This window comes from Methylophaga thalassica (genome assembly GCF_030159795.1).
GTDB lineage: Bacteria > Pseudomonadota > Gammaproteobacteria > Nitrosococcales > Methylophagaceae > Methylophaga > Methylophaga thalassica.
This window is the reverse complement of sequence record NZ_BSND01000004.1, coordinates 86,196-107,321: the sequence shown is the minus strand read 5'-3', so window position 1 is coordinate 107,321 and position 21,126 is coordinate 86,196. Positions and strand designations below refer to the sequence as shown.

General features: G+C 42.1%; 19 protein-coding genes. 7 read left to right on the top strand and 12 right to left on the bottom strand.

The features are described from left to right. Positions 1–17 precede the first annotated feature (17 nt). From ccoN to QQL60_RS05375, 10 genes are all read right to left on the bottom strand, one after another. A complete protein-coding gene (gene ccoN / locus QQL60_RS05420; RefSeq protein WP_273180359.1) occupies positions 18–1,433 on the bottom strand; it encodes a cytochrome-c oxidase, cbb3-type subunit I in 1,416 nt (471 codons plus the stop codon). A gap of 27 nt (positions 1,434–1,460) precedes the next feature. After that, on the bottom strand, positions 1,461–1,982 hold the full coding sequence (locus QQL60_RS05415; RefSeq protein ID WP_273180358.1) for a DUF934 domain-containing protein: 522 nt from the start codon (positions 1,980–1,982) through the stop codon (positions 1,461–1,463). Continuing rightward, positions 1,982–3,646 (bottom strand): nitrite/sulfite reductase, encoded by a 1,665-nt coding sequence (locus tag QQL60_RS05410; RefSeq protein ID WP_284722668.1) that lies wholly within the window; start codon positions 3,644–3,646, stop codon positions 1,982–1,984. The genes QQL60_RS05415 and QQL60_RS05410 overlap by 1 nt, the downstream gene beginning before the upstream one ends. Positions 3,647–3,675: 29 nt before the next feature. Continuing rightward, positions 3,676–5,094: a cytochrome c oxidase accessory protein CcoG gene (gene ccoG, locus QQL60_RS05405; protein ID WP_284722667.1), complete on the bottom strand. Its 1,419-nt coding sequence runs from the start codon at positions 5,092–5,094 to the stop codon at positions 3,676–3,678. Positions 5,095–5,144: 50 nt separating this feature from the next. Then, positions 5,145–6,536, bottom strand: coding sequence for an aminotransferase-like domain-containing protein (locus QQL60_RS05400; RefSeq protein WP_284450815.1), 1,392 nt, complete (start codon positions 6,534–6,536; stop codon positions 5,145–5,147). A 194-nt stretch (positions 6,537–6,730) separates the two neighbouring features. Further along, positions 6,731–7,033, bottom strand: coding sequence for a DUF1840 domain-containing protein (locus tag QQL60_RS05395; RefSeq protein WP_284722666.1), 303 nt, complete (start codon positions 7,031–7,033; stop codon positions 6,731–6,733). 104 nt (positions 7,034–7,137) lie between these two features. Then, on the bottom strand, positions 7,138–9,366 hold the full coding sequence (locus tag QQL60_RS05390) for an EAL domain-containing protein (protein WP_284722665.1): 2,229 nt from the start codon (positions 9,364–9,366) through the stop codon (positions 7,138–7,140). Further along, a complete protein-coding gene (locus QQL60_RS05385; RefSeq protein ID WP_273180350.1) occupies positions 9,363–9,701 on the bottom strand; it encodes a type 2 periplasmic-binding domain-containing protein in 339 nt (112 codons plus the stop codon). The genes QQL60_RS05390 and QQL60_RS05385 overlap by 4 nt, the downstream gene beginning before the upstream one ends. A 408-nt stretch (positions 9,702–10,109) precedes the next feature. Beyond that, positions 10,110–11,486: a Trk system potassium transporter TrkA gene (gene trkA / locus QQL60_RS05380; RefSeq protein ID WP_284450812.1), complete on the bottom strand. Its 1,377-nt coding sequence runs from the start codon at positions 11,484–11,486 to the stop codon at positions 10,110–10,112. 16 nt (positions 11,487–11,502) lie between these two features. Next, the gene (locus QQL60_RS05375) at positions 11,503–12,948 is read right to left on the bottom strand and encodes a TrkH family potassium uptake protein (protein ID WP_284450811.1); all 1,446 of its coding nucleotides are present in this window, start codon (positions 12,946–12,948) and stop codon (positions 11,503–11,505) included. Between the two features lie 157 nt (positions 12,949–13,105). Between QQL60_RS05375 and QQL60_RS05370 the strand changes: the two genes are divergently transcribed. The 5 genes from QQL60_RS05370 (at position 13,106) to QQL60_RS05350 (ending at position 19,012) form a co-directional block, all read left to right on the top strand. Next, positions 13,106–14,581, top strand: a complete 1,476-nt coding sequence (locus QQL60_RS05370; protein ID WP_284722664.1) for a sensor histidine kinase — start codon at positions 13,106–13,108, stop codon at positions 14,579–14,581. Beyond that, positions 14,581–15,270: a response regulator gene (locus QQL60_RS05365; protein ID WP_273180346.1), complete on the top strand. Its 690-nt coding sequence runs from the start codon at positions 14,581–14,583 to the stop codon at positions 15,268–15,270. The genes QQL60_RS05370 and QQL60_RS05365 overlap by 1 nt, the downstream gene beginning before the upstream one ends. Positions 15,271–15,349: 79 nt before the next feature. Beyond that, entirely contained in the window at positions 15,350–16,756 is a 1,407-nt protein-coding gene (gene dacB / locus QQL60_RS05360; RefSeq protein ID WP_284450809.1) for a D-alanyl-D-alanine carboxypeptidase/D-alanyl-D-alanine endopeptidase, read from the top strand. An 81-nt stretch (positions 16,757–16,837) separates the two neighbouring features. Further along, positions 16,838–18,496 carry an energy-dependent translational throttle protein EttA gene (ettA, locus tag QQL60_RS05355; RefSeq protein WP_284722663.1) on the top strand — a complete coding sequence of 553 codons (1,659 nt, stop codon included), beginning with the start codon at positions 16,838–16,840 and terminating at the stop codon, positions 18,494–18,496. Positions 18,497–18,631: 135 nt separating this feature from the next. Further along, positions 18,632–19,012, top strand: a complete 381-nt coding sequence (locus tag QQL60_RS05350) for a hypothetical protein (protein ID WP_284722662.1) — start codon at positions 18,632–18,634, stop codon at positions 19,010–19,012. Here QQL60_RS05350 and QQL60_RS05345 read toward each other — a convergent pair. Then, the gene (locus QQL60_RS05345; RefSeq protein WP_284722661.1) at positions 19,009–19,314 is read right to left on the bottom strand and encodes a hypothetical protein; all 306 of its coding nucleotides are present in this window, start codon (positions 19,312–19,314) and stop codon (positions 19,009–19,011) included. The genes QQL60_RS05350 and QQL60_RS05345 overlap by 4 nt on opposite strands. Before the next feature lie 120 nt (positions 19,315–19,434). Here QQL60_RS05345 and QQL60_RS05340 point away from each other — a divergent pair, with 120 nt between their 5' ends. Both QQL60_RS05340 and QQL60_RS05335 read left to right on the top strand, forming a co-directional pair. Next, positions 19,435–19,809 (top strand): sirohydrochlorin chelatase, encoded by a 375-nt coding sequence (locus QQL60_RS05340; protein ID WP_284722660.1) that lies wholly within the window; start codon positions 19,435–19,437, stop codon positions 19,807–19,809. Between the two features lie 166 nt (positions 19,810–19,975). After that, positions 19,976–20,350 carry an Hpt domain-containing protein gene (locus QQL60_RS05335; RefSeq protein WP_007145132.1) on the top strand — a complete coding sequence of 125 codons (375 nt, stop codon included), beginning with the start codon at positions 19,976–19,978 and terminating at the stop codon, positions 20,348–20,350. Here QQL60_RS05335 and QQL60_RS05330 read toward each other — a convergent pair. After that, complete coding sequence (locus QQL60_RS05330) at positions 20,347–21,126, bottom strand: TatD family hydrolase (protein WP_284722659.1); 780 nt, start codon at positions 21,124–21,126, stop codon at positions 20,347–20,349. The genes QQL60_RS05335 and QQL60_RS05330 overlap by 4 nt on opposite strands.

Here is a 21,126-nt window from a genome sequence, read left to right as displayed (position 1 = left end):
TATTGACTCCTTATCGCTTATGAAGTGGCTGACTGAATAACAGGTTTATTTTGTCTAACCGCTTGACGAATAGTGACCGTCACGTTGAACAGCATAACAACAGCACCAAGGAAAAACACCAAACCACCCACAGCACGCATGGCGTAATAAGGATGCATCTGTGCGACTGATTCCACAAAGGTATACGCTAAATTGCCGTAATCATCATAAGCACGCCACATCAAACCTTGCATAATGCCTGACACCCACATAGCTGTGATGTAGATAACGGTACCGATGGTCGCCATCCAGAAATGGGTGTTTACCAGTTTGGTTGAATACAAAGGCACTCGCCATAGTTTTTCGACCATATGATAGATAGCACCGATAGATACCATGGCAACCCAACCCAGTGCTCCCGCATGAACGTGCCCAATCGTCCAGTCTGTATAGTGAGATAAGGCATTAACCGTTTTAGATGACATAACCGGGCCTTCAAATGTCGACATGGCATAAAAAGCCAATGACACAATCAGGAACCGTAAAATATAGTCTGTACGCAGTTTGTCCCAGGCACCACTTAAGGTAAACATGCCGTTAATCGCTCCACCCCATGAAGGAATAATCATGGCCAGGGAAATAGCCGCACCCAGTGATCCAGTCCAGTCAGGTAACGCGGTGTATTGAAGATGGTGAGCTCCTAACCAGACGTAACCAAACACCAACGCCCAGAAGTGAATAACCGACAAACGATAAGAATAAATCGGACGATTAGCCTGTTTAGGTACAAAGTAATACATGATGGCAAGAAAGCCTGCTGTCAGGAAAAAGCCAACGGCATTGTGGCCCCACCACCATTGAATCATCGCATCCTGAACACCGGCAAAAATAGAATAGGATTTCCATAGTTCCACTGGAATAGACAGGCTATTGACGACATGTAAATAAATAATCGCAATCATCATCGCCAGATAAAACCAGTTAGCCACATAGATATGTGAGATACGACGAATGGCGATAGTCATAATAAAGTTAAAAGTAAAAGCCAACCAGACAACTGTGATTAATACGTCCAGAGGCCACTCCATCTCAGCATATTCTTTTGACTGGGTATAACCCAATGGCAGCGTGATAAACATGCCGATAATGACAACATTCCAGCCCCAGAAAGTGAACCAGGCCAGTTTATTACTCCATAAAGCGACACTGCATGTGCGTTGAACAACATAATAGGCTGTCGCCATTAATGTGCTGCCGGCAAAAGCAAAAATCACCGTATTGGTATGAACAGGCCGCAGCCGTCCAAAACTCAGGTAAGGATTATCAAAATTTAATACCGGCCAGGCAAGCTCAGAGGCGATCCATACACCTACACCAGTGCCGATCACCAGATAAATGCACGCCATGACCGTAAAAAACTTCACAATATCGTAATTATAGGGTTTTGTTTCCATTTTATACCTCTCTGTGTTTTGCCCTATTCAGCGAATATCCTGGCGTCGTCTAAACAGAGGTTCAGGATTTAATACTGAACCAGCGTACATCGTGCTAATACCAGAAATGCCCTTAATCGCATCAAACACATCTTTATCCTCTCTGACAGCAAAACTATCGAAACCACAACGATGCATATGGCTCAGTTGATCTCGTAATACATCACCTGTCGCTCGCAACTCGCCCTTCCACTTCAGTCGTGTTCGTAACTCTACTGCCTGGCTATAGGCCCGACCATCAGTAAATTTAGGAAAATCGAGTGCGATAAGCTCCAGCTGTTCAAGCCAGGGTGATAAGGTATAAATATCGGCATCATTCTGCAGCCACACGGCTTTTGCTCTGTTAGCTGGCTGATGTTCAACAGACTCGACCCACAGGCTAAACGGTAAGATCAGTTTTTCATGCTCGGAATGTTGATCAATATCTTCCAATTCTTTGATCAAAATCCAATTATCATGCTCGATAATCAGAGGCTGCTCGGTATCACGAAGGCAAATAATATTTTTCATTAATTCATCTCCGCTGTTTGGTAAACACGTTCTTTGAAAGGCGGGATTCCAATACGATCAACTGTGTCACTGAAGCTCTCATCCAGCTCTCTGTATTCAAGAAAGACATTGATAAGCGTGTCGATAACATCTGGCACATCATCCGCCAGAAATGATGGCCCAATCACTTTGCCCAAACGAGCATTTTTGCCTTGATCACCGCCGATGGTAATTTGATACCACTCCACACCATTCTTATCGACACCCAAAATGCCAATATTGCCAATATGGTGATGGGCACAGGCGTTCATGCAACCAGAAATATTCAAACTCAGTGAGCCAATATCATGTAGATAATCTAAATCTGAAAAGCGTTGCTGTATTGCCGCAGCAATTGGGATAGATTTTGCGTTTGCCAGCGAACAGTAATCAGCACCCGGGCAGGTAATCATGTCTGTTAGCAGGCCAATATTAGGTGCAGCTAGATTCTCTGACTGAAGAGCAGTCCATAAAACAAAGAGATCAGCTTTTTTAATCGAAGGTAATACCAGATTCTGCTCATGGGTTACCCGAATTTCTGCAAAGCCATATTGTTCTGCCATATCAGCAACAGCACGCATTTGATGTGATGTCACGTCGCCTGGCGGTGTTGCAGGGCCAGGTTTGGTCGAAATCACAACTGAAGCATAATCTGAGTGTTTATGTTCATGTGTATTCCGTTTAATCCAATTGGCAAAGGCACTATTTTCACTCAGTAGATTTACATATTCTTTGCTATCTGTTGCCTCATAAGAGTCAATACCGAATTGCTTGGCAACACGCTGAAACTCATCTTGCGTTAACTGAGCTGGTCCCCCTTTCAGGTTCTGCCATTCCTTTTCCACTTCAGCGGCAAAAGTTTCTATGCCAAGACTCTTCACCAAAATCTTGATGCGGGCTTTATATTTATTATCACGTCTGCCATGACGGTTATAAACACGCAGGACGGCTTCCAGATAGGTCAGCATTTCCTGCCATGGCAGATCGGTTTTTAATAACTCACTGATGATCGGTGTACGACCTAGCCCACCACCGGCCATCACTTTAACTTTGATTTGTTCATCATCAGCATCACGATAAAGATATAGACCTATATCATGCGTTCTTACTGCAGCACGGTCTTCGGTTGAGGAAGACACAGCAATTTTAAATTTGCGTGGTAAAAACAGGAATTCAGGATTAATCGTTGACCACTGACGAATAATTTCTGCGTATGGCCTTGGATCAACCACTTCGTCAGCTGAAACACCCGCAAACGCTTCCGTGGTGACATTTCTGACACAGTTGCCTGAAGTCTGAATAGCATGCATTTCGACATCAGCCAGTTTCTGAAGGATATCGGGCACTTGCTCTAGCGTTATCCAGTTGAACTGAATGTTTTGACGTGTAGTGAAATGGCCATACCCCTTATCAAACTGATCGGCAATATCCGCTAGTGTGCGTAGTTGATTTGCAGACAAAGTGCCGTAAGGAATCGCCACACGTAGCATGTAAGCATGCTTTTGTAAGTAGAGACCATTTTGTAATCTCAGTGGCATAAACTCTTCATCAGACAACGCGCCATTGATATATCTATTCACTTGATCACGGAATTGTCTGACACGCTCTAAAACGAGCGCTTTATCATAAGAATCATACTGATACATAACTAACCTTTTGTAATATCTAACCTAAATTAAGGGGCAATAAACACCGCTTTATAACGGTTACTGATGGCTGAATTCCCTTCACTCGTGGCGACAAAGTCAAATTCATGCAAGCCAGATGAGGTCGTATCCGAAGGTAATCTGACTAAGGCTGTGACAGGGACGATTTTACCTGGCTGTATCGTAATGCCCTGCTCTAAACCCTCTACGCTGGCTGATGGCAGACCCTCAATGTGATAGTTCACAACGAGTGGCTGATCTGTTTTATTCAGCAGTTTTAAGGTGTATTTATTTTGAATGTCACCGTTACTCATTTGTATATACAAAGGTCTTCTTTCGTGAACCACGTTAAATTCAGTAGGTTCAAAATGAGTAAAGCCATAGCCGACACCAATAATAGAAAACGCCATGATCAAACTGTAAACAATGACTCGAGGACGTTTCCAAAGGCTGACTTTAGTTTGACCTTGGTGAAGCTCTTTATGAGATGCGTAACGAATCAGGCCTCTTGGCTCATTGATTTTATCCATGATGCTGTCACAGGCATCAATACATAAACCACATGTGATACAGCCTTCTTGCTGACCTTTTCTTATATCAATACCAGTGGGGCATACAGCAACACACAATTTACAATCGATACATGAGCCTTTATTAGCCTCTTGTACACCAGAGCGTGATAACTTACCTCTTGGTTCACCGCGAACAGCATCATAAGCAGGTAAAACCGTTTCCTGGTCATACATCACACCCTGCAGACGTGCATAAGGACATAACCAGAAACAGACTTGTTCACGCATAAAGCCAGCAAACCAGTATGTGAAAAAGGTAAATATGCCCATGGCTACCCAAACTGGTGTGGCGGCCTGAAGAGAGAAAATATCGCCCCATAACTGATAGGCATCGGTAAACCAGGCTGAAAATGAGATACCAGTGAGGATGGCAATCGCTAACCACACAACATGTTTGCCGAGCTTTCGAATCGCTTTATTTGCCGTCAAGGGAGCTGCGTTAAATTTACGCTGTTTCTGTGGCGTATTGCCTTCAAACTGGCTTTCGATAAAGGTAAATACGTCGGTCCATACGGTCTGGAAACAGAAATAACCACAAAAGACACGACCAGCAATACTGGTTGCAGCAGCCAATAATATGGCGAAGAACAATAGTGTTAAAGACAGTACCCAGATATCCTGCGGGTATAAAGTCAAACCAAATAAATGAAATTGTTGTTTAGGAATATCAAGTAAAACAGCTTGATGCCCATCCCAACGCAAGTAAGGGCCGAGAAAGTAGATTAGCCAGACAGACATGCCGAAGTTTTTTAAAGTCCTGAACCGGCCTTTCATTCGCTTGGCAATGACATTCTCACCCTCACCGGTGTGTACTTCCCAGTCGGATAAGGCATCATAAACTTCAACCTTAATGGGTATTTCTGATAGTTTGCTCATCACAGGAACTCCTCTGTGGCTAAATGCTGAAAACGAGTATGTTTTTGTTGTTATACGATGGTTTTTGAACGAATTAATCCTGGCCGGTATAAATCCGACAACAGCGTTAACCCTTGTTTTAATGACTCATAGTCACTGCTGGCCCCGAGTGAAATTCGAACGGCCTGACTACGACTTCGGAACATGACAAATGCCGTTGAAGGCACAATAGAAACCCCTATCCTGCTTGCTTGTTCGGCAAAATCTAATGCTTTGTATCCATGTGGCATTCTCAACCAAAGATGCGGTGAGGCAGGATGAGAGGCAATATCACTTTGCTGAAAAATTGACTGAGCTAATGACTGTCTTCTGATATTTTCAGTCTTAATCGCCTGAGTGATCTCATCAATTTTGTGGTGCCTGATCCAGTGTGAGACAACGGCCGTCATCAATGGTGGTGCCATTAAATGACTGATTCGCATTTCTTCTGTCAGACCCAAGGCATCATTAATGTTGGGTGAGGCGATATAAGCAACACGTAAAGATGGGCTGAGACATTTTGAAATTGTGGCAATATGCCAGGTGCGATCTCTTGCCATGTTGTAGAGTGACGGCAGTTTTTCATCGATGAACTGGTAATAAGGATCATCTTCAATAACAGTCATATCATATTGATTTGCTAAGGAAATTAACGACTCTCTACGCTGTACAGACAAGGTCGCTGTGGTGGGATTATCAATATTGGGGATGACATACAAAACATCGATTGTTTGTTTCGCACATTGTAGTTGTAGCTGTTCTGGAATGATTCCCTGCTCATCCATACTGATACCGACAACGTCCAGTTGTAACTGCTCGGCCATTGCTCTCAATCCAGGATAGGAAAACTCTGGAGCAGCTATGGTTTTGGCGCCTTTACGTTTGAGATAACTCAACAAACAAAACAAAGCGCTGTGAGCACCACTTGAAATCAAGAGTTGATCGCTATTTAAACCTGTAAGTTTCGATGATAGCCATTGCTGACCTGCTTCACGATCATCCGGATGACCGGCTGTTTCCTGATAGCAGAGGTGATGTGATGCAGAAATACCGGATAGACTTAGCTCGCTGATAGCTTCTGAAATTTTTTTCTCAAGATTCAGTCCGCTCGGAATGGGCGGGTTGTTCATGCTTAAATCCAGCGGTTTGCCTTCAATAAGCTGAGATGAGTTGTAATGAGAGAAAGTGGTTTGAGCGATGAAGCAGCCATTTCCCCTCTGGGTTTCAACCAGACCTCTTCTGGCGGCCTCATTAATCGCTCTTGTGACCGTCGTCAAATCGACAGAGAGTGCATCAGCCATTTGTCTCTGTGCTGGCAAACGATCACCGGGTTTCAATAAGCGATTTTTTATATCCGCTTCAATGGCATCCACGATACCGATGTATTTAACCCGGGCATTTGTATCAATTCTTGGTGACCACATAGACATTCTCTACCCCACTGCCATTTGCCGTACAATTTGGAGTAGATGCTATGCTTCACTATCTTTGTATGCAATAAAAACATACAAAATAAGTTATTGTATGGGTTGTTATTTTTTTAATTACATACAATCAGGCCTTTTTGATGGAATTTGAATGTTGTGCTTGCGCAAAAAAGCGTGTTTAACGCTTACACTTATTCCCACATCACATCAGCGTTGGCATTAACTGCTGCCTGTAGAAGCTCAATCAACGGCAAAGCACGTTTTGTAATGGGGATATGAGAGTTCTCTTCATCATCACTATCATCGTCTTGCCCATCCCTCGCTTTAGCTTCGCTGACGGCTTGTTGTAAACGCTGTAGATAAGCTGATACATCCTCAGCGACAATAGCCCCTGGAACCGTGCCGCTATGCCCCATAAGTTTCAGTAAATGAATCGCAACATCGCCAAACATGGTGATATCGGCATACGGTGTAGTTTTAAATGTGACAATCATGAGCTCTCCCGTCGTCTGTTGCACAATAAGCAACATGTTACGTTGAATTAAGAGGTGATGTATAAAAGATTGTGAGGCGGGTGTGTGTCTATCAGCCAGGCACTTTATTCATAAATATAGCGAATTTCATTTGCAGGCAAAGGTGCACAGAAATAATAGCCTTGCAGCACCACTTCATAGTCATTATCTTTAAAAAAGGCAAGCTGTTCTTCGGTTTCGACACCTTCTACAACGACTTCTAATTTGAGTTGTTTTGCCATCGCAATAATTGCGGTGACAATGGCAGCATCATTCTCATCGTTCACGAGATCATCAATAAACGATTTATCAATTTTTAACGCATGGATAGGAAATTTTTTGATGTAACTGAGTGATGAGTAACCGGTACCGAAATCATCAATGAATATTTTTACACCAATATTTTTGAGTTTTTCTAATATGGCGAAACTCTCATTTAGATGATGCATCATCAGGTTTTCTGTAATTTCGACTTCAAGGTATTCGGCCGGTAACTGATAACGGTCTAGAGAGGCTTCGATAAGTTCAAAAAGCTTATTTGGTTTCCCTGTATGTAAAAACTGTCTAGCAGATAAGTTCACTGAGATGTGTGCAGGAAAGCCTGAATCCAACCACTGTTTGGCTTGTTCGCAGGCTTTATCAATCACCCACTCTCCTATAGAGACAATCAGACCGCTTTTTTCAGCAATAGGAATAAATATTGACGGAGAAATATCTCCATGTTCAACACTATGCCAGCGAAGCAATGCTTCGAATCCCACCGTATCACCGGTGACAATGTCTATTTTGGGTTGGTAATAGAGTTCTAGTTCATTATCAACAATGGCACGACGAAGACGGTTTTCTAACTCAAAATGATTTTGTACAGAGCTATTCATATCATCGCTAAAGAAATGATATTGGTTTTTACCGAGTGCTTTAGCATGACGAAGTGCGTTATCCGCATCAGATAACGCCTGATCGACACTCTCTATACCATCGTTAAAAAAGGCGATACCGATACTGATAGATACATATACTTCGTGCTCATCAATAATGAAAGGCGCATGAAAACTACTGATAATATTTTCTGCAATATTCGCTGCGTCAACAGGCTCGTTAATGTAGGTCATCAGCACGACAAACTCATCACCGGCAAAGCGCGTTAAAGTGTCGTTTTTACTCAAACTTTCAGGTAATCGTTTAGCCACTGCTGATAAAAGCTCATCACCTACCAAGTGTCCTAATGAGTCGTTGACCCTTTTAAAGTCATCTAAATCAATAAATAACAGTGCTTGAGAGAGTTTTTTCTGTGCAGCGAGCTTAACTGCTTGCTGGAGCCTATCTGTTAATAATGAACGATTCGGCAAGCCAGTTAACGCATCAAAATAAGCTAAATAATCTAAATCATGTCTTGCCTTTTCAACTTGCTCTAGTTTTTGTGCGTTATCCAGTGCTAGAGACAAAGTATGAGCAAAACTTAAGGCAAATAATTCATCATTTTTATCAAATTGCTGACCTGATAGCTTTTCGCTTAGCAGAATATAACCAAAGGTATGAGTGTCACGTCTAATAGGCACAAGTAAAACTGAAGAGAGATTATGCTGCCCTTCTTGGCATTCGGCACATAATTCATTCAGTAGTTGTGGTTTATTTGGCAGGATATTTTTGTGTAATGACAAACATTGATGAAAAACGGATAACTGTTCCGCAGTAAAGCCAATACCTGTTGTGTCAGTAATTGAATAATTGTTATCAATAAGCTGAACCGATGCAGAATGGCATTGAACAATTTTGGCTAGCGCTTTGATACCTTGGAATTTCACTTCTGGCTCAGCAGAAATGGTCGCTAGACAAGCTAATAAGTCACGAGAACGATCATGAAGTTCTTCCAGACGGTTTGACCATGAAAGCAACTGTTGATGCTCTTCTTCAATCTGTTCAAGTGAAGTATGAGATTCTTTGAGAAGATGCTGTTTTCTATTGACGATTCGTTCAAATATTCCTGAACGAGTGATAACGCCAGTAAAACGATCATCTTCAATAACCGGTAATAAATCCTGACCATTGATATCTAACATGGCCAGACTTTGTTCTATTGGTGTTTCAGGCGTGACAAAAATGTTAGATGATCTGTTACACAAATCAGCGAATATCCAGTCAGGATGTTTTGATACTTCCTGAAGTGTCACCAGACCACAAAACTTGCCACTATGAGGAGATTCACTAAAAACGGCGAAGATCGTATTTTTATCAATCTTTCTTGGTCGTTCTTCATCCAGTACGTACTGAATCGAATCCGTTTCTAGACAATCCTTTGCAAATAGCGTATTCATTTTATTCTTGATAAATGCACATCAATACTAAGTTCGATATGAAGTACTTCGTCTGAACCTAGGAGTGATTTTGTATGAGTCAGAACAAAATCCATTAATTGCTCTTTGCTGATTCTCCTTAATAAGGACTGGCGAATCAAGATATCACCAATGACATCATCATCTACTTCGATATGTTCGTAAGGAGTCTTTACCAGCAGATCCAAAGCCCGTTTCATTGCAATACAACCTATTGGTGCATCTTTGCCCATAACAAGCATATCTTTCAGGGGAGGCATTTTATATTCACTGATTCTAGCTGAAATATAGGAACCTGACTCTGAGCTTAATGACATCCTTTTCCTCTTCTTAATAAGGGTTAATAATTGATGAGACTTATTTATCGAGACTTACAACTCAAACCTATTAAAAACAGATTTATTTATTAATTGCAAATAATCGTAAAAGCAAAAATATGCATAATGCATACGCATTTCAAATCGAAATTTTTAAATTTTGATTTAAGCTATTGAAAGTAATTCTATAGTCGGTGATTTTATTGTGCTGTCATAACACGACTGCGTTTAAGAAGACGGTAAATCATCATAATATAAACCTTACATTGCAACTGCTCACCGCCGCGCCATCTCTCAACTGTTTTTTAAAAGACATTAAAATTCTACCGTTAAAAAATGAATAACAGACCTAGGAATTTTTCCTTTGATCGTAGAATACGTGAAACAGTTGGCACAAATTCAGGCTGGCTACATTAAATAATTAAAGTCGACCTGGAATAACTTCTCAACGGCCATGATATCGCGCTGGTTAGATATAAATATGATCAAGTGATCATCTGGTGCAATCACTAATGACTTATCTGAGAACAATACTTCACCTTCACGCAAAATTGCTGCCACAGAAGCACTGGATGGCAGTTTGATTTGCTCGATATGCCGGCCAACTACTTTTGATGTATTAAAATCACCATGAGCGATAACTTCTATAGCTTCAGCGGCCCCTTGTCTAAGTGAGTGAACTGTCACCACATCACCTTTACGAATGTGTGTCAGCAGACTGCCAATAGTGATTTGTGCCGGCGAAATAGCCAAATCGATACTGGTGCCTCTGACCAGCTCGACATGACTTGCCTTGCCGATGATCGAAATGACTTTCCGCGCTCCCATGCGTTTGGCGAGCATGGCAGAAAGAATATTTACTTCATCATCATTGGTGACGGCACAGAATACATCTATCTTGCTGATATTCTCTTCTTTTAATAAGTTGGCATCGCCCGCATCACCATGCAAAACAACGGTCTTTTTTAAATCCTCAGCGATAAAGCGTGCACGCTTGGCGTCAGACTCAACAATTTTTATTTTGTGATTAGATTCAATTCGTTTGGCAAGTTGACGACCGATATTACCGCCGCCGGCAATCAGGATACGTTCATAGGTTTTGTATGCATGACGAAATACTTTAACCAGTTTAGAAATATGATGAGTCAGTGCTAAAAAGAAAATCTCATCACCGGGCTGTAATGCCACTTTGCCTGTAGCCTGAATAACGTCGTTATTTCTGAAAATAGCAGCAACTCGCATTTTTATATCCGGCAAAATATCAAGTAACTTGCTGATGGGCTGGCCCGCCATCGGACTTTCATCACTGACTTCTACCGCAACAAGTTGTGCCTTGCCATCAAAAAATTCCACTACCTGTAATACTTCCGGTTGTTCAATTAAGCGTTGAAGATAAGCAGTAACTAATTGTTCCGGACTGATAATGACGTCAATAGCGAAGGCTTCAGGTGAAAATAAGGCGGGATATTCAACATAATCAGACGCACGAATTCGTGCCAGTTTTTTGGGGGTTTTAAATAAAGCACTGGCTACCTGACAAGCGACCATATTAATTTCGTCATTCTGCGTGACGGCGATTAACATGTCGGCATCTTCAATGCCTGCTGTTACTAATGTTTCCGGAGATGAGGCATGTCCATTAACCGCACGGATGTCCAGGCGATCCTGAATACGTTCGAGTAAGTAACTGTCAGTATCAACGACAGTGACATCATTACCTTCATTCACCAGACTCTCAGCCGTTGAGCTACCAACCTGGCCCGCACCCAAAATAATAATTTTCATCGTTTTTCCTCTGCTTTTAATGACGCCAATAAGCGGGAATAAATAAAATCAGCAAGGTAAAGATTTCCAATCGACCTGCTAACATTCCGAAGACCCCGAGCCACTTCACCACGTCATTCACACTGACAAAGTTAACGGCGACCTCACCCAGACCCGGTCCCAATAGATTAATGGTGGCAACCACGGCCCCAAATGCACTTTCCAGGTCTAATCCTGCCGCCATCATCGCAACGGTCAGGAACAGCGAAGTGACGATATACAACACATAAAAACCCCAGACTGAATACAACACCTCTTCTGAGACGGCTCTTTCACCTTGTTTGACAACGACAACAGCTCGGGGGTGGGCCAGATGAAATAACTGTCTTAAGCCCAGCTTGGCTAATAACATCACCCGCATCACTTTTACGCCACCCGCTGTCGAACCAGCACAGCCACCGGTAAATGACAAAATCACCATAATCAATGGAATATGCAATGGCCAGCTGGCAAAGGTAGCGGTGCCAAATCCAGTACTGGTCAGTACCGAGGCAACCTGAAAAGCCGCATAACGCAGAGACTCTGCAACAGAGCCATAAGCATTTGACAGGTAAAGACTGGCCGCAACAAATAAGCTGGCAAATAAAAACACTAGACCATAGGTTCTGACTTCAGGATCTTTGGCATAAGGGGAAAGTAGTTTTTTCCTGAAAACAATGAAATGGACAGCAAAGTTAACGCCACCTGCCAACATAAATACAATCGCGATCAGTTCAATAAGCGGGCTGTTATAAAAACCAAGGCTGTCATCATGAGTTGAGAAACCACCGGTTGCTACAGTAGTAAAAGCATGGCCAACCGCATCAAAAACAGTCATCCCAGCTAAGTAATAAGCAACACCACACAGGCTTGTCAGAATCAGGTAAATAATCCATAAAGAACGTGCTGTTTCAGCAATTCTGGGGGTGAGCTTTTCATCCTTTGCAACCCCGGATGTTTCCGCGCGATAAAGCTGCATGCCACCGACACCGAGTAACGGCATAATCGCTACCGCAAGTACAATAATCCCCATGCCACCGAGCCATTGTATTTGCTGTCTGTGATACAAAATTGACTGGGGTAATTGATCCAGGCCAGTAATAACCGTTGCCCCGGTTGTAGTAAAACCGGATATTGATTCAAATACGGCATCGGTCAAATCCAGATGTAAACCAAAAAGAAACGGTAAGGCACCGACCAATCCTAATAGAATCCAAAACAGCGTCACCACGAGAAAACCATCCCGAACCGAAAGCTCTTGTCGCTGATTTTGGTTCAGCAGCCACAATACCAGTCCAATAGCGATGACAGATAACATGGATAGCAAGAAGACATTCAGTTCGCCATCCTGGTAATAGAGCGATACTATGATGGATGGCACGAAGTTCAGACTATAGAACATCAATAAGATACCAAATAGTCTTAGAATGGCTCGCCAATGCATAGATTAACTATCCTCAATTTGTCTGACTAACTGTGAAAAGAAACGACAGCAATGAAAAATAAACATTACTTAAGCGCTTCTGAACTGCATTATGCCTTGCAGTATTAATCACATTGTAAAAATAATATAAAAATCACCTAAACAATCGATAGATAACGTGTTCAATATAACTAAAACGACTTCTCTGCTGACAGGATATTGGCTTGCTACATTAACTGTTATCGGTATTAGTCTTATCACAGAGTTGTTGACGCCCTGGTTACCTCATACCAGCTTATTACTGCTGTTTATGGCTGGCATTGTATTTATTTCTGCCAAAACAGCATTGGGGCCGGCCATCTTTGCCAGTGCACTGAGTTTTACCGTGTTCAACTTCTTTTTTACCGAACCATTTTTTACACTTGATATCACTCACCGCCATGATTTTGCGACCTTACTTTTATTTATCTCTGTCAGTTTGATTACCGGAAATTTGGCCTCGAAAATGCGTCTGGCAATTGCCGACTCAAAACAGGCACTAGATCGTCAGCATCGTTTTTTTTCTTTTAGTCAGAAAATGACATCTGCCGCCACAAGTCAGGAGGTGATGAGCAGGTTGAAACATGCCCTTGTTCAAACAACATCCACACCTTTTTGTTTTATTAACAGACATCAACAACAGTTCATCTGCACCCCATCGACATTATCAGTACCCGATGATGCAATACTCGAGAGCATCTGGCGGCATGAGAATACGTATTTGCAGCAGGTAAAAGGTCAGTTTTTCAGTTTAAGATCGGCCGATAAAACACTGGCACTTATCTATGTGACCAAACAATTATCTGAATCACAATCTGCTGCCCTCCATACCTTTTCCAATCTGGCGGCATTGGCCTTAGAGCGAACTTTACTGGCTGAAGATTTAGAAAAAACCCGGCTGATATCTGAAACAGAACAATTACGCTCTGCACTATTGTCTTCCGTTTCACATGACCTTAGGACTCCGCTTTCCTCCATCATTGGCTCAGCTTCAAGCTTACTTGAATATCATGAAAAACTGTCTCAACAGGATCAACGGCAACTGCTGACCACCATTCTGGATGAGTCACAACGACTGGATCGACATATTCAGAACTTATTAGATATGACACGATTTGGCCAGGGCAAAGTCACATTAAAACGTGACTGGGTCGATATTAAAGACATCACCGCAGGTGCTTTATATCGGCTTCGTGATGAATTGGATAAGCGACATATTGAAATCGATATCCAGGACAATATGCCTATCATCTGGGTACATGGTCTGCTCATTGAACAAGCACTAGTGAATATTCTCGATAATGCGGCGAGAGTAACGCCGATCGGGGGACAAATCCATTTAGCAGCCAGACTAACAACAAGCTGCATTGAAATCGATATTTCTGATAACGGTCCGGGTATTGCCGATCAAGAAAAAGAAAAAATCTTTGATATGTTTTACAGCGTAGCCCATGGTGATTCCCAAACCAAAACAGGCACAGGATTGGGTTTGGCTATATCGAAAGGGATGATTGCCGCACATGGCGGTAATATTAACGTGTTAGATAATCCATCTGGTGGCACAATCATGCATGTCACCCTGCCCAAACATCCTGTCGTCTATGGCCCGGAATAATGAACATCGCAGCCAAAACTATTCTTATCATTGAAGATGAAGCCCAGATCAGACAGTTCCTCAGAATCAGTCTGGAAGCACAATCACACACAGTTGTTATAGCAACAAATGCTTCAGAAGGACTTGAGTTAGCAAGCAAGCAGCCTGTTGACCTCATCATTCTCGACTTAGGTTTGCCAGACAGAGATGGTCAACAAGTCATCAAAGAACTGAGAAAGCGTTCTCAAATCCCTATCATCGTTTTATCAGTCAGAGCCAGCGAAGATGAAAAAGTCAGGGCACTTGATGCGGGTGCCAATGATTACGTTACCAAACCTTTTGGTATCAGTGAATTAATGGCAAGGGTTCGCGCACTGATTCGGATTAATGATAATCAACCCAGCACTCAAGCCAGAATACAGTTTGATAATTTAACAATTGATACTCAAAGCCATGAAGTCTGGTTAGACAATGAAGCTATCCATTTGTCTCGTAAGGAGTTTGAACTGTTGTATCAGCTCACAGTAACGCCTGGACGGATTCTTACGCATCAGCAATTACTTAAAATTATTTGGGGAGAGCACTTTGTCAGTGAAACGCATTATCTGCGAATTCTGGTGGGTCATCTTCGCCAAAAACTGAATGATGATCCTATGCAGCCCCGTTTTATTATTACCGTGCAAGGGATTGGTTATCGATTCAAATACTAAACTATTTATTCCCTTCCCCACTTGAATATCTGCACCGACAGCGCTCACAATGCGTCATTCACTCTATCAGGATATCTGCATGCTCAAACGTCTAGTCACATTACCTGCCTTGCTTGTGTTGTTCAGCAGCTTTAGCCTGTCTGCAGCGACGCTAACGGTTGATGGCTTAGCCAATAAAAACACACCTAAAGCGACCGATGTTGCCTTTCAGCTAATTGATATGAAGACAGGGAAAACACTGGTAGCTCAACGCGCTGATCAATTACAGCCTCCCGCCAGTTTGCAGAAATTAGTGACCGCATTAGCAGCAAAACTGTACCTTAAAGATGACTTTCGTTTTGTTACACGTCTTGAACGTCATAAGGATGATGTGATTGTTCGGTTTAGTGGCGATCCTGACTTCAGCTCTGATGATTTAGATGCCTTATTTCAATCACTTCGCTCCAGCCAATCCGTTATCAAAGGCAATATTTATATCAATGGATCGATATTTGATGATTATGAGCGTGCTATCGGATTGCCCTGGGACAATCTGGGTGTTTGTTACAGCGCCCCCTCAAGCAGTATTTCTATGGATAAAAACTGTGCTACTGGCAATTTATACATCAAACCAGGTGCCAGCAAACCCTCGGTTTTATTGTCAGCAAAAAAACCGATTCATATCGATACCTCCACATTACAAATCATCAAAACCAAACCGACCAGCGATGACTATTGTCAGATGAAGTTATTAGCTGACAATAAAAATCACTATCAGATTGGTGGCTGTATCCATGAATCCTACCTGCCGATTAAATTAAAATTCGCCCTGCAAAATACCACTGCTTATGCAAAAGCCAATATTGAAGATGCATTAAAAAAAGCCGGTATTCAACTTAAGGGGAAGATAGTCAGGGATGACAATAAAACCGGAACCGTGATTACTGAACATCAATCAGCGTCTTTAGACACTCTGGTCAGAGATATGCTTAAACATTCCGATAATCTTATTGCTGACAATATCTTAAAAACCATAGGTCATGTGTTTTATAAACAGGCAGGCAGCTATGAAAATGGCATCGCCGCGTTACAACACATCCTCAAACAACAAGCGAATATCGATTTAAGTCATGCAATGCTAGTCGATGGTTCAGGTTTATCGAGAAACAACAGACTGTCCGTAGAACAATTGATACAAGTCGTGTCGTATATTTTCAAACATCCCGAGTTAGGCTTAATAAACGACCTTCCGGTATCGGGTGAAAGTGGTACGCTAGCGTTTCGCAGCAGTGTTAATAAACCACCATTAAAAGGTCAGATACAAGCAAAAACCGGCACACTGTATGGCACGTACAATCTGGCAGGAAAGATTCGTACAAAGAGTAATCATGATTTATTGTTTGTACAGATTGTCACCAATTTTCATCCTGCCGATGAAAAACAGTCTCGTTGGCCAGTAATGAAATTTGAAAAGTCGCTATATGAGTCGATTTATCAACGTTTCTAATGGCGTCACCTCTCGCAATTTAAGGCCGAAATAGGTAGAATTTTCGGCTTCTTATCACGTCAAATTCTTGGAAAGTTAACCATGGCTCAGTACGTATATAGTATGAATCGGGTGGGCAAAATTGTTCCGCCAAAACGAGAAATACTGAAAGATATTTCTTTATCCTTTTTCCCTGGTGCAAAAATTGGGGTGCTTGGTCTTAATGGCTCGGGTAAATCAAGTTTACTCCGGATTATGGCTGGCATCGATCAAGACTATATTGGTGAAGCACGACCAATGCCGGAACTGAATATCGGCTACTTACCTCAAGAACCAGAGCTTGATGATAGTAAAACTGTTCGTGAGGTCGTTGAAGAAGCGGTCTCTGACGTCAAAGGCGCACTGGATGAACTTGATGCTATTTATGCTGCTTATGCCGATCCAGATGCTGACTTTGATGCGCTAGCCAAAAAACAAGCAGAACTTGAAAATCTGATTCAGACAAAAGACGGTCATAATCTTGAAAATGCTCTAGAGCGTGCCGCTGATGCCTTACGTCTTCCAGCATGGGAGACGCCTGTGTCAGTCTTATCTGGTGGTGAACGTCGCCGAGTGGCATTGTGCCGTTTATTACTCGATCATCCTGATATGCTCCTGCTTGATGAGCCTACCAACCATTTAGATGCAGAATCTATTGCTTGGATTGAACGCTTCTTACAAGAATATCCAGGTACTGTTGTTGCTATCACCCATGATCGCTACTTCCTTGATAATGCGGCTGGCTGGATTCTGGAACTGGATCGTGGTCGTGGCATTCCTTACGAGGGTAACTATTCTTCCTGGCTTGAACAGAAAGATCAGCGTTTGCAGCAAGAAGCAAAAGAAGAAGCTTCCCATCAAAAAGCGATTAAAGCGGAGCTGGAGTGGGTCAAACAAGGTGCTAAAGGTCGTCAGACTAAATCTAAAGCCCGTTTGAAATCATTTGAAGAAATGAATTCGCGTGAATTCCAAAAACGTAATGAAACACAGGAAATCTATATTCCACCTGGTCCACGTCTCGGCGATAAAGTTATCGAACTGAAAAATGTCACGAAGTCGTATGGCGAGAAATTGTTATTTGAAGACCTGAGCTTATCCATTCCTGCAGGTGCTATCGTCGGTATTATCGGCCCTAATGGTGCGGGTAAGTCGACCTTATTCCGTATGATTTCAGGTGAAGAACAGCCTGATTCTGGAGAGATAGAAATCGGCAGCACTGTTGAGTTGGCTTATGTGAATCAGTCACGTGAGCTGGATGGTAAAAAAACAGTATTTGAAGAAATTTCTGATGGTGCTGACATTATCACTGTCGGCAATTACCAAACCCCGTCACGTGCTTATTGTGGTCGTTTCAACTTTAAAGGCTCGGATCAGCAGAAGTTCGTCAAAGACTTATCGGGCGGTGAACGTAACCGATTGCATATGGCAAAACTGCTCAAGTCTGGTGGCAATGTGTTATTACTCGACGAACCGACCAACGATCTTGATGTGGAAACCTTACGGGCACTTGAAGAAGCCATTCTGGCCTTCCCTGGCTCTGCGGTGGTGATATCGCATGATCGCTGGTTCCTGGATCGCATCTGCACACATATCATTGCCTATGAAGGTGATTCATCTGTCGTCTTCTTTGAAGGTAACTACAGTGAATATGCGGAAGACTACGCAAAACGTTTTGGTAAAGATCATCAACCAGAACGTATCAAATATCGTCGGATAGGTTAAAAAATAAACTGCCCGTGTCTACGTAATGCACGGGCAGTATTCTGGCTATTGAATTATAAAATGACAGAATCTTTTTTCATGATGCGTATGTCTAAGTGATGAGATGATAAGTAACATAACTGTGATACCCACGCTATGAAAAAAGCCCAAATAGCCCGCTTAAAATTGCGCTGTCCAATCACGCTGGGTCGCCAGCATGAAATCAATATACCGTCAGGCTGGTTTGATCTTGTCTTCACCATGTGTGCAGCTATTGAAGATGAAGCACAAGCTATCAACAAAAAACATCGTCAACGTATGTTCTTACCGAGAATCGTTTTTATTGAAGAACATCAGGGAAGAATCATTTGTGACGTGATTAATGGCACCAAAGACATTAGTGACATTATTAAACAGGCACAAATGCGCTCTGCAAAATCCTGCATGACCTGTGGTGACGAAGGTAGTCAGTTCCGCTTAGGCAGAAATCTTGTCACCCGCTGCCATAAGCATCGTTCAAGTGAAATGCACTATTAATGCTCTTTATGCTGTAAGCAATTATCATAAACCGCTTGTTCTACCTGCTCTTCTGTTTGTGACTCAGGAAACGTAAATGCGAGGTTTATCGCCAAATCAATCATTCTGAAAAACTCTGTATGCATAAATTCTGGTGGTGTTGCTTGTTGCATCTCCCCCATAGTTTTGCCCTCTAAACGTTGTGCAAAATAATCCCCCGTTAGACTCGAAATCTGCAAGCATTGTTTATCAGGCTCGTCTTCAGCTACAACAGCTGCAGAATATAAAACTAGCAATAATAATGTCTTGATATAGTGTTTCATCACACCCTCTCTGTACGAACAACATGAGTACTAGGACTTCTAAGTAACGAATTAATTTCTTCACAGAAATTTTTAACCCGCTTATTGATAATATGTTCGAATTAAATATCAGGAAATAAAATGAAAGCATTACTAATCATTGCTCACGGCAGCCGCAGGCATCAATCAAATGATGAAGTGACAAATATTGCTAAGCAAATCAGAACACGTGAAGAGCATGATTTTGATATCGTAGAATCTGCCTTTCTTGAGTTAGCGGAGACCTTAATTCCAACTGGTATAGAGCGCTGTATAAAATCCGGTGCAAAAGAAATTATCGTAGTGCCCTATTTTCTGAATTCTGGTACTCATGTGACTAAAGACATTCCTGAAATAATCTCTGCTCAGAAGTCACTTTATCCGGACATCAACATTACACTGACTCGGCATCTAGGTGCTTCACCTGTCATGCTCGACTTAATCTTGCAGACAGCATCAGATACCGTGATAAATTAAGATGTCAGCCAAGTTCATCCAATATAGTACTCTTGCAGCGCCGTTAATAATGCATCGTAATGCGGGCTACGCTGAATAACCTAAGATGGTATATTAATATCATCAAAGGATATCTGTTTTAACCATAATAAATCATCTAAACAAGCTCAAAATAAAAGGGATGACAATGGAGAGAGAGCGGTTTAATACAGTATGGGATCGTGATGGAAGTCTGAAACGACTACTAGGGGATGAAGCACTTCTGCAAAAAATGTTAGTCATGTTCCAGCAAAGTAACACGCAAACTCTAAGCGATATTTCGCTCGCTATAGAAAAAGATGACTATCAAGCTGTTAAAGGCCTTGCTCATAAATTGAAAGGAAGTGCATCCGCTATTGGCGCTCCCAGAGTTGTCGAAGATTGCGTGATCATTGAAAGTGCAGCTGAGCATGAGAATAACGAGACTATCAGACAGACTTTCACACAGTTGCAGCACGATATAAATGGAATACTGGCGGTTATCGACAGTTACCTAAAGACGACTCCATCATCCCCCACCTAAACAGTGGCTATTGCTGAAGGGAAAAGCTGCTTAAAATTACGACTTGTTACTTGCGCAATGTTCTCAACACTATCACCTCTCAGTTCGGCGAGAAACTCAGCGACATGTTTTACAAAAACAGGTTTATTAGTTTTGCCACGATGAGGAACAGGTGCCAGATATGGTGCATCTGTTTCAATTAAAATTCTGTCTAAAGGTAATTTTTTGGCGACTTCTTGCAGGTCCTTTGCACTTTTAAACGTTACAATGCCCGACAAAGAGATATAGAAACCAATATCTAAAGCGCGTTGAGCCGTTTCCCAATTTTCAGTGAAACAATGGATGATGCCACCGGCATCACGAGCATTTTCATTTTCGAGAATCGTCATCGTATCTTCACGCGCTTCACGTGTATGAATGATTAACGGTTTTTGGATTTGTTTCGCCGCTTCGATATGAACTCTGAATCGATCGCGTTGCCATTCCAGATCACCTTCACTTCTAAAGTAATCTAAACCCGTCTCGCCAATGGCAATCACTTTGGGGTGATTGGCTTCAGCAATTAAAGCATCGACGCTATATTGCTCATCAGCCTCAACATTTGGGTGAATGCCTACACTAGCACTGACATTAGGGAAATTTTCAGCAATATGTTTAACATCAAGGGAGCTTTTTTTGTCTATGGCAATGCACAGAATATGATCAATACCTTGACTCTCTGCTTCACTGACTATGGCATCAATGCCACCCTCTTCATCTGCCAATAAGTTAAGGTGACAATGTGAATCAATATACAT